This is a genomic window from Burkholderia multivorans ATCC BAA-247, from assembly GCF_000959525.1.
GTDB lineage: Bacteria > Pseudomonadota > Gammaproteobacteria > Burkholderiales > Burkholderiaceae > Burkholderia > Burkholderia multivorans.
The window spans coordinates 1,725,242-1,742,121 of sequence record NZ_CP009832.1 but is presented as its reverse complement, the minus strand read 5'-3'; the positions used below and the strand labels follow the sequence as shown (position 1 = coordinate 1,742,121).

At 66.8% G+C, this 16,880-nt stretch carries 13 protein-coding genes and 2 tRNA genes; 9 read left to right on the top strand and 6 right to left on the bottom strand.

Translation table 11 applies throughout. The features are described 5' to 3' along the window. Window positions 1–5 precede the first annotated feature (5 nt). Window positions 6–1,751 (bottom strand): SulP family inorganic anion transporter, encoded by a 1,746-nt coding sequence (locus NP80_RS20495; RefSeq protein WP_006404912.1) that lies wholly within the window; start codon window positions 1,749–1,751, stop codon window positions 6–8. A 406-nt stretch (window positions 1,752–2,157) separates the two neighbouring features. Between NP80_RS20495 and NP80_RS20490 the strand changes: the two genes are divergently transcribed. Further along, window positions 2,158–3,690: a CYTH and CHAD domain-containing protein gene (locus NP80_RS20490; protein WP_006404913.1), complete on the top strand. Its 1,533-nt coding sequence runs from the start codon at window positions 2,158–2,160 to the stop codon at window positions 3,688–3,690. Between the two features lie 160 nt (window positions 3,691–3,850). Here the strand turns inward: NP80_RS20490 and NP80_RS20485 are convergent, their stop codons facing one another. Next, complete coding sequence (locus tag NP80_RS20485; protein ID WP_006400270.1) at window positions 3,851–4,372, bottom strand: DUF6496 domain-containing protein; 522 nt, start codon at window positions 4,370–4,372, stop codon at window positions 3,851–3,853. Window positions 4,373–4,542: 170 nt separating this feature from the next. Between NP80_RS20485 and NP80_RS20480 the strand changes: the two genes are divergently transcribed. Together NP80_RS20480 and NP80_RS20475 are read left to right on the top strand one after the other, a co-directional pair. Then, on the top strand, window positions 4,543–5,532 hold the full coding sequence (locus tag NP80_RS20480) for an aliphatic sulfonate ABC transporter substrate-binding protein (protein WP_006404914.1): 990 nt from the start codon (window positions 4,543–4,545) through the stop codon (window positions 5,530–5,532). Window positions 5,533–5,645: 113 nt separating this feature from the next. Next, window positions 5,646–5,732 (top strand) — tRNA-Leu (locus tag NP80_RS20475). A 210-nt stretch (window positions 5,733–5,942) separates the two neighbouring features. Here NP80_RS20475 and NP80_RS20470 read toward each other — a convergent pair. Beyond that, a complete protein-coding gene (locus NP80_RS20470; RefSeq protein ID WP_006404915.1) occupies window positions 5,943–6,512 on the bottom strand; it encodes a flavodoxin family protein in 570 nt (189 codons plus the stop codon). Window positions 6,513–6,915: 403 nt separating this feature from the next. On the opposite strand from NP80_RS20470, the gene NP80_RS20465 reads away from it, so the two are divergent. From NP80_RS20465 to NP80_RS20440, 6 genes are all read left to right on the top strand, one after another. After that, a tRNA-Leu gene (locus tag NP80_RS20465) sits at window positions 6,916–7,002 on the top strand. A gap of 701 nt (window positions 7,003–7,703) precedes the next feature. Next, window positions 7,704–8,954 (top strand): ROK family protein, encoded by a 1,251-nt coding sequence (locus tag NP80_RS20460; protein WP_006400274.1) that lies wholly within the window; start codon window positions 7,704–7,706, stop codon window positions 8,952–8,954. After that, complete coding sequence (locus NP80_RS20455; RefSeq protein WP_006400275.1) at window positions 8,941–10,494, top strand: sugar ABC transporter ATP-binding protein; 1,554 nt, start codon at window positions 8,941–8,943, stop codon at window positions 10,492–10,494. Before NP80_RS20460 ends, NP80_RS20455 begins: the two co-directional genes overlap by 14 nt. 41 nt (window positions 10,495–10,535) lie before the next feature. Continuing rightward, window positions 10,536–11,573, top strand: coding sequence for an ABC transporter permease subunit (locus tag NP80_RS20450; protein WP_006410134.1), 1,038 nt, complete (start codon window positions 10,536–10,538; stop codon window positions 11,571–11,573). Window positions 11,574–11,657: 84 nt separating this feature from the next. After that, window positions 11,658–12,602 carry an ABC transporter substrate-binding protein gene (locus NP80_RS20445; RefSeq protein ID WP_006400278.1) on the top strand — a complete coding sequence of 315 codons (945 nt, stop codon included), beginning with the start codon at window positions 11,658–11,660 and terminating at the stop codon, window positions 12,600–12,602. 127 nt (window positions 12,603–12,729) lie between these two features. Further along, entirely contained in the window at window positions 12,730–13,689 is a 960-nt protein-coding gene (locus NP80_RS20440) for a carbohydrate kinase family protein (RefSeq protein ID WP_006410130.1), read from the top strand. A gap of 24 nt (window positions 13,690–13,713) precedes the next feature. Here the strand turns inward: NP80_RS20440 and NP80_RS20435 are convergent, their stop codons facing one another. The 3 genes from NP80_RS20435 to NP80_RS20425 form a co-directional block, all read right to left on the bottom strand. After that, window positions 13,714–15,438: a SulP family inorganic anion transporter gene (locus NP80_RS20435; protein ID WP_006410135.1), complete on the bottom strand. Its 1,725-nt coding sequence runs from the start codon at window positions 15,436–15,438 to the stop codon at window positions 13,714–13,716. Between the two features lie 22 nt (window positions 15,439–15,460). Next, on the bottom strand, window positions 15,461–16,087 hold the full coding sequence (locus NP80_RS20430) for a ParB-like protein (protein WP_006400281.1): 627 nt from the start codon (window positions 16,085–16,087) through the stop codon (window positions 15,461–15,463). A 124-nt stretch (window positions 16,088–16,211) separates the two neighbouring features. Continuing rightward, entirely contained in the window at window positions 16,212–16,754 is a 543-nt protein-coding gene (locus NP80_RS20425; protein WP_006410138.1) for a GNAT family N-acetyltransferase, read from the bottom strand. Window positions 16,755–16,880 lie beyond the last annotated feature (126 nt).

The window sequence follows — 16,880 nt, the reverse complement described above, 5'->3', positions numbered from 1 at the left end:
ATACCTCACCGTTCACCTTCCCAGTCGTGCCAGTCGACCGAATGCGATTTCAGATACGCCGACACGGTTTCACCGAGCGTCGGCATGAAGTGGTCCTCGCCGATTCGCTCGTACAACCCATACCGTTTCAGGCTGTCCTTGACGGGCCCCTTGAGCTCGGCGAAGCAGAGTTGCACGTCCGCGTCGTGGAGTTCGCCGTCGAGCCTTGCCAGCATGTCGGCTGCGGTGAGATCGATATCCGTCACCGGCTCGGCCGCGATCGCAACCCACCGCGTGTGCGTGGGCGCCTCGCGCGCCGCCGTCAACACGCGTTCGTGAAAGATTTCCGCATTCGCGAAGAACAACGGCGCATCCCAGCGCAGCAGAACCAGTCCCGGGATGCGTCGTGCGTCCGGATGGCGCGCGGTGTCGTGATAGCCCTTCACGCCGTCGCGCCGGCCGAGCACCGCTGAATAAGGGCGCCACGCGCGCCACAGGAAGGCGAGCACGGCGAGCCCGAGTGCGATGCCCACGCCGACGACGACACCCCACACCACGACGCCGACAAAGCAGGCGAGCGACTGCGCGAATTCCGGACGACGCAGCCGGTAGAGCCGCCGCAGGCCGGTGATCTCGATCAACGACAGCGACGCGGCAACGACTACGGCGCCAAGGGTCGCTTGCGGCGTATCGCGCAATGCCTGCGGGACGAAAAGCAGCAACGCTGCCACGATGAGCGCGGCAATCACGCCGCACGCCTGACTCTTCGCGCCTGCGCCCTCGGCGACCGGCGTGCGCGATCCGCTGGCCGCAACTGCGAAGCCCTGGAACAGACCGGCTGCAATATTGGCGATGCCGAGCGCCACGAATTCGCGATTGCGGTCGACGCGTTCCCCGCTGCGCAACCCGTATATCTGCGACAGCATGCTGAGGTCCGTCAACGACACCAGCGCGATGGCGGCGGCACTCGCCGGTAGTGCAAGCCATTCGCTCCACGCAAGCGCCGGAAATTCGGGTATCGGCAGCCCGCGCGGCAAGTTGCCTACCACGCCGATACCGGCGCGCGCCGCCAGATCGAAATAGGCGGCCGCGACGGTCGCGACAACCACGGCGACCAGCACGCCCGGCATTCTCGGCATCCAGCGTTTGAACGCGAGGATCACGGCAAGCGAAAGCACACCGATCGACAAGGCCGCGAGGTTCGTTTTGCCGGCAGCAACGGCCGTTGCCAGCTCGCGCAGTTGCTGCGGAATCGCCGCTTCGTGCACCGTCAGACCGAGCAGCTTCGGCAGCTGGCTGACGATGATCGTGACGACGATGCCGTTGAGATAGCCATAGCGGATCGGCATGGAGAGCAGATCCGTGACGAAGCCGAGCCGGAATAGACCGACGGCCAGACAGAGCGTGCCGGAGAGCAACGCGAGCGCACCTGCGAGCGCGGCCGCATGCGCGGCATTGCCGTGCGCGAGCGGCACGACGCTCGCCGCGATCAACGCAATCAGCGCGGAATCGGGCCCGAGCACGAGGACGCGGCTCGGCCCGAACACCGCGTAGGCGACCAGCGCGGCAATCGACGCATAGAGCCCCGACGCGGCGGAAAGGCCGGACGCGATCGCGTAGGCCATGCCGGCCGGCACCAGCACGGCGCTGAGGGTCGCGCCCGCGATTGCGTCGCCCGGCAGCCATGCGATCCGGTACGTGCGGATCCACGCGATACCGGGCACGTAGCGCGCGACTTCCCTGCCGAGCCGTACGACGCCGACCTTAGCCACCCGTCTCGCTCCCGCGAAATGCGGCACGGCCGTGAGTTTTCGGATCTCGTGGTTCCATGGCGACTACGGGTCGTTGCGGACGCCCGTGCGCAGCAAGTCCCATACCCGGCGGCCGCGAGGCCGGCTGACGTCGCGCCTATTGCGTACGCGTGCCGAGCGACTACGACAGCGTCGATTTGTACGTTTTTCTCGCCCGGGCGCAAATGTATCCGTCCGCTCCGGGCGCGCTGCGACGCGACCCAACCGGACACGAGCGCGTTGGGCGCGCGTATCGTCATGGTCGAAGCCGCGCGCGGCCGCCGGAAGGTGCGAAAAATGCTCGCGTGTGTCGATCGGACGGCCTGCTATCGCGTGGCCGCCATCCATGAAGCGAATGCGTCGGAACGACGACGCGCGAGGGAGCGTAATGGAAAGGGAACTGAAGCTGCTGGTCGACCGCGAGCACGTCGACCGCATCCGCGAATCGCCGCTGTTCGCGGACGGGAAGCACGCCGACTTGCCGGCCACACTGCTGACCAGCACCTACTACGACACATCGGAATTTGCGTTTCGTCGCTGCAATGCATCGCTGCGCGTGCGAACGCAAGGCGACAAGACCGTCCAGACCATCAAGATCGACGGCGCGACATCGGCAGGCCTATACCAGCGAGACGAATTCGAAATGCCGGTGGAAGGCACTGCGCCCGATCTGAGCTTGTTCAACGACTCGATCCCCGCCGACAGCGACCTCGGCAAGCTGATTCGCGACGAACGCACCGCGACGGACCTCGGACCGCGCTTCGTCACGAAGATTCGCCGCACGCTGCTGCCGTTGCGCGCGCAACCGGGCGAGGAAATCGAGTTTGCGATCGACGAAGGCACGATCGAAACCGAGACGGATTCGGCGTCCGTCGTCGCAGTCGAAATGGAACTGAAGCAAGGCCGCCCCGAGCGTCTTTATCACATTGCGCTCGAACTGCTCGCAACGGTGCCGCTGCGCTTCGACCCGATGAGCAAGGCCGATCGCGGCTATGAAATGCTGCTGCAACACCATCAGCCGCCGGTGAAGGCGAAGCCCGTGACGCTTCACAAGCGGAACAGCATCGAAGACGCCTTCCGCACGATCGCGCACAACTGCCTCGAGCAGGTTCACGCGAACGAGCGCGGTGTCGTGTCCGGTCACGACCCGTCGAGCGTGCACCAGATGCGCGTCGGCCTGCGGCGCCTGCGCTCGGCGCTCGATCTGTTCGACAAGATGATCCCCGCTTATCCGGGGCTTCAGGACGAACTGCGCTGGATCGCGTCGGAGCTCGGCGAGGCGCGCGACTGGGAGGTCCTTTCCCGCTCGACGCTCGGCCAGGCACTCGCGCAGACCGAGAAAGAGCAGGAACGCCGGGCGGTGGAGCGCGCGTGCAAGCGCGTGGCGACGGAAAAGCGCGCCCGTGCAGCCGCGGCCGTGCAGTCCGTCCGCTACACGCGACTGATCCTGGAACTGACTTTGTGGCTCGACGGCGCACGCTGGCATGACGGCATGTCGAGGCAGGCGTCCGAGGCCGTGCAGAAACCCGTGAAGCGGCTGGCATCCGACATCCTGCGCCGCCGGCACAAAAAATTGCTGAAGCGCGGCCGAGGGCTGGCCGATCTCGACGATCGTCGCCGCCATCGCGCACGCATCGCGGCGAAACAACTTCGGTATGCGACCGAGTTCTTTGCGTCGCTGTTTCCGAAGTCGGCGGTGAAGCACTATGTGGCGACGTTGAGCGAGCTCCAGGACGATCTGGGCTGGCGCAACGATGCCGTGGTCGCCCCTCGTCTGCTCGATTCGCTGCCGCATGACGCCGCCGATACCGTCGCCGGGGCCGCTTTCGTGCGCGGGTTCTGGGCTTCGCGCGCGGCCGCCGATTACGTCCAGATGAAAAAATTGTGGAAACGCTTCAGACGCCTGTCTCCGCCTCAATAGCGCGCAAGCGGCGGCCGTGTCGTAGGCGCCGAGCCGCTGCGACGACGGGGGCTCGCGCGACATGCCATGCCGCGCGAACACACAGGGCTATGCGCAGCGTGGACGGTCGGCGGTCCGTCGACGTTGAATTCGACGGACCACCGCCGCGCCTGCCCGTGCTTTAACGGTGATGCGCACGTGCCGCGCGTGTCTGGGCTGCCTTCTTTGCGGCTGCCGAGCGGCCTGCCGCCCCTTTGGTCTGCGCGGCCTTCTTCGCGGCGGCGGAACGGCTCGCGGCCGGACGACGCGCGGCAGCACTCTTCGCCTGCTTCGACATTGCGGCTGACGACGCGCCCTCCTTGCTCTCGCGCTTCAACACGGCGGTCGTCGTGCGCGAGCGTTTCGCTTTCGATTCGGTGCTGGCGCCGGTTTTTTTCTTGCCGTGACCGGCGGCGGTGTCCCGTGCCGCCTTCTTGCGCGTCGCTTCACTCGTCTTGCCCTTCGCGGGCGGCTTCAGATCGACGCCCGCGCGCCGTGCTTCCGACAAGCCGATGGCCACGGCCTGCTTCGCCGAACGCACCCCGTGCTTGCCGCTGCGTACGCGGTCGATCTCCTCCTTGACGAACTCGCCGGCTTGCGTGCTCGGCGACTTGCCGGCGCGTTTGTCGGCGCGTGCTCGCTGGATCGCTCTCTGTTCGGGCATGGTCACTCTCCTTGACAAAGGTGTGGCCGTTCCTGCGAGCAACCGACGTGCCCGCCGCTTATGCCCATCGGTCGAATCGATAGCAGAATTTATCGGTTCTCGTCCGTGCTCGGCGTTGGTACGTTAGCCGGCTCGCTTCAATGCAACGAACCCGACAAGGAGCACGCTTCATGACGTCGATGAACCGCCGCGCATTCGCGCGCGCGATGCTGGCCGCCGGCCTGACTGCCGCGGGTGTCCGCGCCCGCGCCGACGATGCGCCCACCGCGCTGCGCATCGGATACCAGAAATCGTCGACGCTGATCACGCTGCTCAAGACGCGCGGCACGCTCGAACAGGCGCTCGCGCCGCTCGGCATGCGCGTGTCGTGGCATGAATTCGCGAGCGGGCTGCCGCTGACCGAGGCGCTCAACGTCGGCGCCGTCGATTTCAGCGCGGACGTGGCCGACACGGTGCCGGTCTTCGCACAGGCCGCGCACGCGCGCTTCGTGTATGTCGCGCAGGAAGCGCCGTCGCCGAAGGCACAGGCGATCGTCGTCAAGCGGGACGGCGCGCTGCGCACGCTCGCCGACCTCAAGGGCCAGCGCATCGCCGTGACGAAGGCGGCCGGCAGCCACTATCTGCTGCTCGCCGCGCTCGCGCGCGCGAAGCTCGCGCCCGCCGATGCTGCGATCCACTACCTCACGCCTGCGGACGGCCGGGCCGCATTCGAGCGCGGCAGCGTCGATGCGTGGATCACGTGGGATCCCTATGTCGCGTCGGTGGACCGGAATCCCGACGTGCGGATTCTCGCCGACGGCGACGGGCTCGCGTCTTATCAGCGCTACTACCTCGCGTCGAGCAGTTTCGCCGCGGCCCGCCCCGACGTCGTGCAGATCCTGTTCGACCGGCTGTCGCAGGCCGGCACATGGTTGCGTGCGCATCAGCCGGAAGCCGCGAATACGCTGGCGCCGATCTGGGGGCTCGACGCCGCGACGATCGAGCGCGCCAACGCACGACGCAGCTACCTCGTGCGCGAAGTGCTGCGGCCGAACTTCGGCGAGCAGCAGAAGATCGCCGACACCTTTCTCGCTGCCGGACTGCTACCGGCGCGCGTCGATACCGGGCAGGCACTGCGCTGGAATTTCGCCGCGAAACGGGCGGAGCCGATCGGTGCGTGAGCGCGGGCGCGGAGGGGCGCGACAATTTCGTGCGCTTTGATGAAATTATGTTGACAGACGTTTCAGACACGCTAGAATAGCGGTCTTTCGCGATGCAGCACCAAGCGAAACGTGCCCAGGTGGCGGAATTGGTAGACGCACTAGGTTCAGGTCCTAGCGGTGGCAACACCGTGGAGGTTCGAGTCCTCTCCTGGGCACCACTGTTTTAAAAAAGGTCGGCTTCATGCCGGCCTTTTTCATTTTGAGCCCAGGAAGCAAAGCGCCTGCGCGCTTTGCGTGAGGACTCGAAAGGCTGCGCTTGCAAGCGCAGCCGGGGTCGCGCTCGCGTGACCGAGTCCTCTCCCGGGCACCATCTGTTTTCGAAAAGGTCGGCTTTCAGCCGACCTTTCTTCATTTCCGGCACGAAAAAATCACGCGCCCTGCCCGTTCCAGCGCTTCGCCGCAATCGCGACGCGCTCGCCGAGCACTTCAGCCGTTTTCCGGTCGCTCTCGATGATCGCGTCGCCGCCCTGATCGGCATTCGCCTGCGCCATCGCGCCAAGGAACGAACCCAGCCGATTCAGATCGTTGACCGATCCCTGGCTGTTGTTGTTGCCGGGCATCAGGCCGAGACTCACCCACAGCATCTGATGCTGCGCCGCGAAGACGGCGAGCTGCTGCAGCGTCGCCAGCTTGTCGCCGCTTTGCGAAGCGGAGACCGTGAAGCCGGCCGCGAGCTTGTCGCGCCACTTGCCCCAGTACTTCGACGACGCGTCCATGAATCCCTTGAACTGCGCGGACGCGCTGCCCATGTAGGTCGGCGAACCGAAGATGATCGCGTTCGCGTCGTGCTCCAGATACGCCCAGTGATCGTCGATCGCCTCGACAGGGATCAGCTTCACCGACGCGCCGTCGACCTTCTCGACACCGCGCGCGACGGCTTCCGCAATGACGGCCGCATGACCGTAGCCACTATGAAAAACCACAGCAATTTCCGACATGAATGACTCCTTGTTCAAGTTCAAAGGGAACGAGCGACGAAATGTTACCAATTAAGTAACACATTCGCTCGCAAACGAATCGAGTCGCCGAACCGGGCCCGCGTCGCACGTCGTCGCGTCGATGATGAAACGCGTGCACCGTGTTCGCCGTATCGGCGGAGCTCGGCACGTGTCCGCAATGACGTGTGCCGTGTCGAAACGATAGTGCGCGGGCAAACGCGCATAAATACGCATCGGGAAAATTCACCCGTTCGCGGTGTGCGGCAATCGCTGCACGCCGCGCGAGCGCCGCAACGAGACCTGCTGGCGGCGCGTCTTTTTAGATCGATCCAGTAAAAAGCTGTTGACAGCCCTCAAGGACACGCTACAATAGCGGTCTTTCGCATCGCAGCAAGCGAAACGTGCCCAGGTGGCGGAATTGGTAGACGCACTAGGTTCAGGTCCTAGCGGTGGCAACACCGTGGAGGTTCGAGTCCTCTCCTGGGCACCACTGTTTTAAAAAGGTCGGCTTCATGCCGGCCTTTTTCATTTTCAGCCCAGGAAGCAAAGCGCCTGCGCGCTTTGCGTGAGGACTCGAAAGGCTGCGCTTGCAAGCGCAGCCGGGGTCGCGCTTGCGTGACCGAGTCCTCTCCTGGGCACCACTGTTTTAAAAAGGTCGGCTTCATGCCGGCCTTTTTCATTTTCAGCCCAGGAAGCAAAGCGCCTGCGCGCTTTGCGTGAGGACTCGAAAGGCTGCGCTTGCAAGCGCAGCCGGGGTCGCGCTTGCGTGACCGAGTCCTCTCCTGGGCACCATCTGTATTAAAAAGGTCGGCTTCATGCCGGCCTTTTTCATTTTGAGCCAAGGAAGCAAAGTGCCTGCGCGCTTTGCGCGAGGACTCGAAAGGCTGCGGCTCGCAAGCGCAGCCGGGGTCGCGCTCGTGTGACCGAGCTCTCTCCTGGGCACCATCTGTTTTCGAAAAGGTCGGCTTTATGCCGGCCTTTTTTCATTTGCGGCGCAGAAAGCGACAAGAGATGCGATGCGTCCCCTCTTCCGGACAACGGCCTTAAACGCCCAAAACACTGCCCGACCTCCCGCCTCCCTCCCAGCAACCGGGATTTCCCTAGGCTGACACACGCGCTCGCTCGCGCTTAAATAAATCAACGTGATTTATTTAATTCGCCCCGCAGCGGCGAAACATGGAAGGAGACGCCATGAGAAGTCCGCACATCGGCCAAGGCAGCAATTCGGCCAACGTGCGCCGTTACAACGAGCGCCTGCTGCTGAAAACGCTGCGCCGCGCCGGCAGCGCGTCGAAGGCCGACCTCGCCCGCCTCGCAAACATGACGGGCACGGCGGTCGGCAGCATCATCGCGTCGCTCGCGGACGCCAAGCTGATCGAGTTCGCGGGCCGCCGCACCGAAGGTCAACGCGGGCAGCCGGCGTCGCTGATCCGTCTCGATCCGCGCGGCGCGTTCGGCATCGGCGTCCATCTCGACCGCATGCGGATCGAAACCGCGCTCGTCAATTTCACCGGCGACGTGCTCGGCCGCCGCTCGCACGACATGCTGCTGCCGCCGCCCGCCGACGTGCTCGAGATCGTCCGTCACGACATCGCGGCGATGCAGGCGCTGCTCCCCGATCACGAACGTACGCGGCTCGCCGGCATCGGCGTCGCGCAGCCGTACAACCTCGGCGCCTGGATGCGCGAACTCGGCCTCGCGCCCGATACGTTCCGCGCCTGGGAAGACGTCGATTTCGCGAGCGACCTCGGGCGCATGTCGTCGCTGCCCGTGTTCGGCGAAAACGACGGCAACGCGGCCGCAATCGCCGAGCTGTTCTACGGCTACGGCCGCCAGTGCGACGATTTCGTCTATCTGTTCATCGGCCCCGCGATCGGCGGCGGCATCGCGATCGACGGCGACTGTCTGCGCGGCGTGACGGGCAATGCGGGCGACATCGCGGTCATCCCGGTGCCGCCGAGCCGGCTCGCGTCCGCGCCGCCGCCGCGCGGCCCGTGGGACATCCTGCTCGCGCGTGCGTCGCTGCATGCACTCGTGCGTCACCTGCGCCATCACGGCGAACGCGTCGACAACCGCGCCGATCTCGAAGCGTGCATCGCGCGCGGGCTGCCCGCCGTCGCCGAATGGATCGACGACTGCGTCGATGCGCTCGCACCGGCGTTGCGCGCGGTGCTCTGCGTTGTCGATGCGCCGGTCGTCGTGCTCGACGCCGATACCGACGCCGGCCTGCTCGATGCGCTGACGACGCGGCTGCGCGCGGCGCTCGTCGCGACCGCGCCCGAAGCGCGCGGCACGCCGACGCTCGTGCGCGGCACGTTCGGCGCGGACGCCGGCGCGATCGGCGCCGCGACGCTGCCGATGTACTTCAACTTCTCCCCGCGGGCCGGCATCCTGAAAGGCGCCCGCACGGAATCGCAGGAGGTCAACCATGTCGCGATCTGAGTCGCCCCGGCCGCTGCTCGAAATGCGCCGGATCAGCAAGACGTTCCCGGCCGTGCGCGCGCTCGACAACGTCAGCCTCACCGTCTATCCGGGCGAAATCCATTCGCTGATGGGCGAGAACGGTGCGGGCAAGTCGACGCTGATGAAAATCCTGTCCGGCGCATACCGCGCCGACGCCGGCGGCGAAATCCTCATCGACGGTCGGCGCATCGAGATCGACGGGCCGCTCGCCGCGCGCGATGCGGGCGTCGCGGTGATCTACCAGGAGCTGTGCCTCGCGCCGAACCTGACGGTCGCCGAAAACATCTACGTCGGCCGCGAACTGCGGCACGGCAACCGGCGCTGGGGCACGATCGACCGCGCGGCGATGGCGCGCGGCTGTCGCGACGTGCTGTTGCGTCTCGGCGCATCGTTCGGCCCGGACACGCTCGTCGGCACGCTGTCGATCGCCGAGCAGCAGCTCGTCGAGATCGCACGCGCCGTGCACACGCGCGCACGCATTCTCGTGATGGACGAGCCGACCACGCCGCTGTCGTCGCGCGAAACCGAGCATCTGTTCCGCCTGATCCGGCAGCTGCGCGAAGAAGGCCTCGCGATCATCTACATCAGCCATCGGATGGCGGAAATCTACGAACTGTCCGACCGCGTGTCGGTGCTGCGCGACGGCACGTACGTCGGCACGCTCGAACGCGATGAGTTGTCGGCCGAGCGCCTCGTCGCGATGATGGTCGGCCGCGACATCTCGGGCTTCTACAAGAAGGAGCACGCGCCGTACGATCCCGGCCATCTGCTGCTGTCGGTCCGCGACGTGTCGGACGGCGGTCGCGTGCGCGGCTGCAGCTTCGATCTGCATGCGGGCGAGGTGCTCGGCATCGCGGGCCTCGTCGGCGCGGGCCGTACCGAACTCGCGCGCCTGATCTTCGGCGCGGAGCCGCGCACGCGCGGCGACGTGAAGCTCGGCGACCGCACGTTCGGCGCGCACTCGCCGCGCGATGCGATCGACGCGGGCCTCGTCTACCTGACCGAGGATCGCAAGCGCCAGGGCCTCTTTCTCGACATGAGCGTGCGCGACAACATCAACATCTCGGTGTGCAGCCGCGATGCACGGCTCGGCGCACTCGACCTCGCACGCGGCGCCGAACGTGCGCGCGACGCGATCGCGTCGCTGTCGATCCGCGTGCCGCACGCGAACGTGAACGTCGGCGCGCTGTCGGGCGGCAACCAGCAGAAGGTGCTGCTGTCGCGCCTGCTCGAAACGAAGCCGCGCGTGCTGATCCTCGACGAGCCGACGCGCGGCGTCGACATCGGCGCCAAGTCGGAGATCTACCGGATCATCAACGAGCTGGCGCGTGCCGGCGTCGGCGTGATCGTGATCTCGAGCGAGCTGCCCGAAATCATCGGCGTCGCCGATCGCGTGCTCGTGATGCGCGAAGGCGAAATCGCGGGCGAGCTCGGCGGCTATACGGGCACGCCGATCACGCAGGAAGCGATCATCGCGCTCGCGACCGGCTCGCAGGCCGAACTCGCGGACGCGCACTGACCCCGGCCACTTCATTTCATTCTTACATTCAGGTTACCGAAATGATCAATCCGACCAAGCAGCGGAACCTCGCTTCCGCCACCGCCCATCCGGCGGCCGATCGTGCGCCGCAGGCGCGCGTCGCCGATCATCGCGCGCGCATGCAGTCGCTGATGCGCACCGCCGGCATGCTGCCGGTCCTTCTGGTCCTCTGCATCGGCTTCGGTTTTCTGACCGACGGCTTCTTCACGCTGCAGAACCTGTCGATCGTCACGCAGCAGGCCTCGATCAACATCGTGCTCGCGGCCGGGATGACGTTCGTGATCCTGACGGGCGGCATCGACCTGTCGGTGGGCTCCGTGCTCGCCGCGGCGGCCGTCGCGTCGCTGCTCGCGTCGACGATTCCGGGCTGGGGCTGGCTCGGCGTTCCCGCCGCGCTCGTGGTCGGCCTCGTGTTCGGCGCGATCAACGGCGGCCTGATCTCGCTGCTGCGCCTGCCGCCGTTCATCGTGACGCTCGGAGCGATGACGGCCGTGCGCGGCGTCGCGCGACTGCTCGGCAACGACACGACGGTATTCAATCCGCAGCTGCCGTTCGCGTTCATCGGCAACGGCACGATCTTCGGCGTGCCGTGGCTCGTCGTGATCGCTTGCGCGGTGATCGCAATCTCGTGGTTCATCCTGCGCCGCACGGTGCTCGGCATGCGCATCTATTCGGTCGGCGGCAATCCGGAAGCCGCTCGGCTGTCGGGCATCAACGTGCGCGCGATCCAGCTGTTCGTCTATGCGGCCTCCGGCCTGCTCGCCGGGCTCGGTGCGGTGATGTCCGCGGCGCGGCTCTATGCGGCCAACGGGCTGCAGCTCGGCCAGTCGTACGAACTCGACGCCATCGCCGCGGTGATCCTCGGCGGCACGAGCTTCGTCGGCGGCGTCGGCTCGATCGTCGGCACGCTGATCGGCGCGCTGATCATCGCGGTGCTGACCAACGGGCTCGTGCTGCTCGGCGTGTCCGACATCTGGCAGTACATCATCAAGGGCCTCGTGATCATCGGTGCGGTCGCACTCGATCGCTATCGCCAGCGCGACTCGGCGCGCACCTGACGCGCGGCTCGCCGCTTTCCTCTGCGCCCGCAGGCAGGTCAACCTGCGCGCATTCGCCAACAGACCTCACGGAGACACAACGACATGTTCAAGCACAAAGCCGCCCTGACCGCCCTCGCGTGCGCGTTCGCCTTCGGCGCATCGGCCGCGCATGCGGCCGACAAGCCGCTGAAGCTGATCGGCGTCACGGTCGGCTCGCTCGGCAACCCGTATTTCGTCACGATCGTGAAGAGCGCCGAAGCGCGCGCGAAACAGATCAATCCGAACGCGAAGGTCACCGCTGTTTCGGCGGACTACGACCTGAACAAGCAGTTCACGCAGATCGACAACTTCATCTCCGCGCACGTCGACATGATCCTGCTGAACGCGACCGATCCGAAGGCGATCGAGCCGGCGGTCAAGAAGGCGCAGGCGGCCGGCATCACGGTCGTCGCGGTCGACGTCGCCGCGGCCGGCGCGAACGCGACCGTGCAGACGAACAACGTGAAGGCAGGCGAACTCGCGTGCGACTACATCGCGAAGAAGCTCAACGGCAAGGGCAACGTGATCATCGAGAACGGCCCGCAGGTGTCGGCCGTGATCGATCGCGTGAACGGCTGCAAGACCGTGCTCGCGAAGAGCCCCGGTATCAAGCTGCTGTCGAGCGACCAGGACGGCAAAGGCTCGCGCGAGGGCGGAATGAACGCGATGCAAGGTTACTTGACGCGCTTTCCCAAACTCGACGCGGTGTTCACGATCAACGATCCGCAGGCGATCGGCAGCGATCTCGCCGCGAAGCAGCTGAATCGTTCGGGGATCGTGATCACGTCGGTCGACGGCGCGCCCGACATCGAGGTCGCGCTGAAGTCGAACACGCTCGTGCAGGCGTCCGCGAGCCAGGATCCGTGGGCAATGGCGCAGCAGGCCGTCAACGTCGGCTACGGGATCATGAACGGCCAGAAGCCGGCGAATCCGATGATCCTGATCGAGCCGACGCTCGTCACGCGCGACAACGTGAAGAGCTACAAGGGCTGGAGCACGCCGCGCTGAGCGCCCTGCTCCGCGCGCCGCGCCGACGATGCACGCGCGACGCCGCCTTGCATCGTCGGTGCGCGCCACCCGTTCGTTTTCTCCGCGGCACCGCACGGCCCGGTGCCGCAGCACACAAGGTTCCGACATGACGACGACGTTTCCCCGCCTGATCGTATTCGGCGAAGCGCTGACCGATTTCATCCGCGACGATGCGCACCGCTGGCACAGCGTGGCCGGCGGTTCGTGCTGGAACGTCGCGCGCGTGGGCGCGCGGCTCGGCGTGCCGACCGCCTTTGCCGGCACGGTCAGCCGCGACCTGTTCGGCGACGAGCTGATGCGCAAGAGCGCCGAAGCGGGCCTCGATCTGCGCTTCATCAGGCAGGTCGATCGCGCGCCGCTGCTCGCGATGGTCGTATCCAAGCAGCCGCCGGACTATTTCTTCATCGGCGAGAACAGCGCCGATCTCGCGTTCGATCCGGCCGACCTGCCGGCCGGCGCGCTCGATGCCGCTCAGATCGTGCACGTCGGCTCGCTCGGCGTCGTGCGCGAACCGCTCGCGTCGCGTCTGCTCGAGGTCGTGCAGGCCGCTCGCGCGGCCGGCAAGCGCATCTCGTTCGACCCGAACTATCGCGCGCCGATGGCCGCGCCCGCGTATCGCGACACGCTGCGCCGGCTGGCCGCGCTCGCGGACTGGATCAAGGTGTCCGACGAAGATCTGCACGGCCTCTTCCCCGAACTCGACGAAACGGCCGCGCTCGCACAGCTGCGCGCATGGGCGCCCGATGCCGCGGTGCTCGTGACACGCGGCGCGTCGGGCATGCAGCTCTTTCATCGCGAGACGGTGCTGTTCCAGCCGGCGTTCGCGACGCAGGTGGCCGATACGGTGGGCTGCGGCGACGCGAGCATCGGCGGCTGGCTCGCGAGCCAGCTCACGCGCCCCGAGGCGACCGCGGCCGAGCATCTGCGCTACGCCGCGGCATGCGCGGCGGTCGTCTGCGCGCACGCGGGCGCGTATGCACCGACGGCGGCCGAGGTCGACGCACTCGTAGGCACGGCGGCCCACACGGATACGACCGCGGCAGCCGACGCAGCGCTGTCCGGTTGAGCGCGGCGGCCGCGTCGCCGCGCGTCATCGTGGGTCCGTGCGCTCCCTACCGTCCGTACCGTGCGTCTGCCAGAGCTGCAGGCTCTCGTCGACGCTCAACTCGGACAACGCATCGTCGCGCAGCGTATCGTCGGCCGCGCGGCGCAACGCGTGCAGTGCGTGCAGCTTCAGCCGCACGATCACGAACCGCAGCCCGTGCGCCGCGCACTCGGCCGCGAACGTGCGCAGCGACTCGATCGTCGTCCCGTCGACGTCGGGTGTTTCCTCGAGGCTCAGCATCACCGTTTGCACATCCGGCGCCGTTTTCAGCAGCGCCCGCACGCGATTGAGCATCCGGTCTGCGTTCGCGAAGAACAGCTGCGCTTCCGGCCGCACGATCAGCACGCCCGGCACGGGCCGCGCATCCGCATGACTCGCGATGTCGACGAAATCGTGGCTGTCGCGCAGCCGGCCCAGCACGCTGACGTTCGGCTCCGACAGCTTGCGCAGCGTCAGCAGCAGGCTCACGCCGATCGCGGCGAGCAGCCCCTGCAGCACGCCGAGCACGAGCACCGCGAGCAGCGCGGCGATCACGACGAGCCGGTCGCGATGCCAGGCCCAATACGGCCGAAACACGGACGGATGCAGCGAATGGCTGACCGCGAAGATCACGATCGCCGCGAGCACCGGCTCCGGCGTGCGCGCGAGCTGCGGCAGCAGTAGCCATACGATCAGCGCGACGACGGCGGCCGCCCACAGGCCGGCGAAGCGCGTCTGCGCGCCGGCCGCCTCGTTGGCCGAGCTCGCGGAATAACCGGCGCCGACCGGCATGCCGTGCAGCAGGCCCGACACCAGATTCGCGCAGCCGAGCGCGACGAGGTCGCGGTTCGGCGCAATGCTGTCGCCGTGCTTCAGCGCGAAGGCACGGATCGAGCCGTACGATTCCGCATACAGGATCAGCATCAGCGCGAACCCGAGTTCGATCGTCTGCGTCCATGCGTTGCGGTCGAGATGCGGCAATCCGAATGCCACGCGGCTCAGATCGATATGGCCGACGACCGCGATCCCGTAGCGGTGCCAGTCGACTGCATAGCCCGCCACGATCGACAACACGATCACGACGAGCGTCGCGGGCACGCGCGAGCGGCGACCCAGCACGAACAGCAGCGCAAGCGCGGCCGCGCCGAGCGCGGCGCTTGCAACGTTCGCGTGCGGCACGCCGGCGACGAGATCGAGCGCGACGCGCGGCGCATCGCTGTGCGACACCGGAATCGCGAGCATTTTCGGCAACTGCTTGAGCACGATCGTCAGCGCGAGCCCGAACGTGAAGCCGCGCAGCACGGGCCGCGCGACGAAGTCCGACATACCGCCGAGCCGCGCGGCGCCGGCGAGTATGAATAGCACGCCCGTCATCGCGACGAGTGCGGCGGCCAGCGCGATTTGCGCGGCCGGCGCGACGCCCGATTCGGCGAAGACGGTGGCCGCGAGCACCGCGGCCGACGACGATGTCGACGAGACGATCGCGAAGCGGCTGCTGCCCGTGAGCGCATAGACGACGAGCCCCGACAGCAGCGCGATCAGGCCCGCCTGCGGCGGCAGATTCGCGAGTCCCGCGTATGCGACGGCCTCCGGAATCAGCAGGCCGGCGATCGATATGCCGGCCAGCGCATCGAGCGCGATGCGGCGCGCGCGCGACGGCGATGCCTGCGCCGTGGCGAAATGCTCGGCGCGCTGCGGGCCGGCGTCGGGACGAATCGGCGCAGTGGTCATGGTCGGTCGGCGCGTGCGCCGCTCAGGGTTTGATGGCGATCACGCCCGACCAGCCGGGCAGATAGCGCGCGTCCTGATCGTGCGCATGCCGCAGCGCGATCTCGAGCGCCTTCGAAAAATTCTTGCGGATCTGGTCGAGCGACACGTGCTGACGCAGATAGTCGGCCCACAGGAATTCGCTGAACGGCGTCGCGTCCTTCGCATAGCCGCCGGCCGTCCTCAGCTCGCCCGCGAGACTGCGATACGGATCGTCCTCGAGGCCCGTGAGGGCGTTCGGCAGCTTCGAATAGTCGCGGCGCGCGCCATCCGCACCGAACGGATGCACCCACTGGTTGTGCTCCATCATGCGCCAGAAGATCGTCTCGTCGAGCCACGACAGATCCTTCAGCAGCATCGCGTTCACGCGCATCTCGCCCTCCTCGATCAGCGCGAGACCGAGATGATGATGGTCGGTGATGTAGTGCGCGCCGCCCGGGCCGAGCACCGCCGGAAACCAGTGCGAATCGATCGCGGCTTTGCGCTCGCGTTTGCCGAGCGTCTTCCAGTGCTTGCGCTTCGCTTTCACTTCGCGATAGCCGACCGTCATCTGCGTCGGCCGCAGCGCGTCGAGCCTCACCGGAATCAGATGCACGTCGTTGCCCAGTGCCATGCCCCCCCCCCTCGTCGGATTTTTTCGCAACGATACGCCGGATCGCGCGTGCCGTTAATACGTCGCGCCGATCGTTCGCGTGCGTCTGACCATCTCTGACAACCGGCGCCCCGCCGTCATCGCGCTACGCACGCAGATCGTCGCGCTCGAGCCGATGACGCACATACGGAATGCCGTCCTGAACGACGCCGACGCGGCGCATGCCGAGCTTGCGCGCGACGTTCAGCGAGCCCGTGTTCGCTTGCGCGATGTCGGCGATCACGCGCGGCAAGCGCACGCATTCGAATGCATGGCGCACGACTGCGGCAGCCGCTTCGCTGGCGATCCCGCGCCCCCACGCGCGACGCACGAGGCGCCAGCCGATCTCGACGTCCTGTCCACCGTCCGCATAGTCGGGAATCAGCAGCACCCAGCCGACGAACGTATCGGGCGCGCGCTTCTCGAAGATCGACCAGTAGCCGAGGCCCGGCGGATAGTCGCGCGTGATGCGGTGTGTGACGAAGCGGCGATGCTCCGCGGGATCGTGCCACGGCCCCGCGATGTGCCGTGTGACCTCGGGATCGCGATCCATCTCGATGCACGCATCGAGATCGGCCAGCACGCGCGGACGCAGCCAGAGCCGCGCCGTTTCGAAGGTCGGCAACGTAGGTGAAGGCGAATCGGTCATCGGGTCTCCTGATTCGGCGAACGCGCAGGTCAGAATTACAAACGTGATACAGCGAGCCGACTCGAATCATACAGATAGCTGTCGCAGCGGCTTCAACGGCGCACGTCGTTTTCCGAAACATGTCAT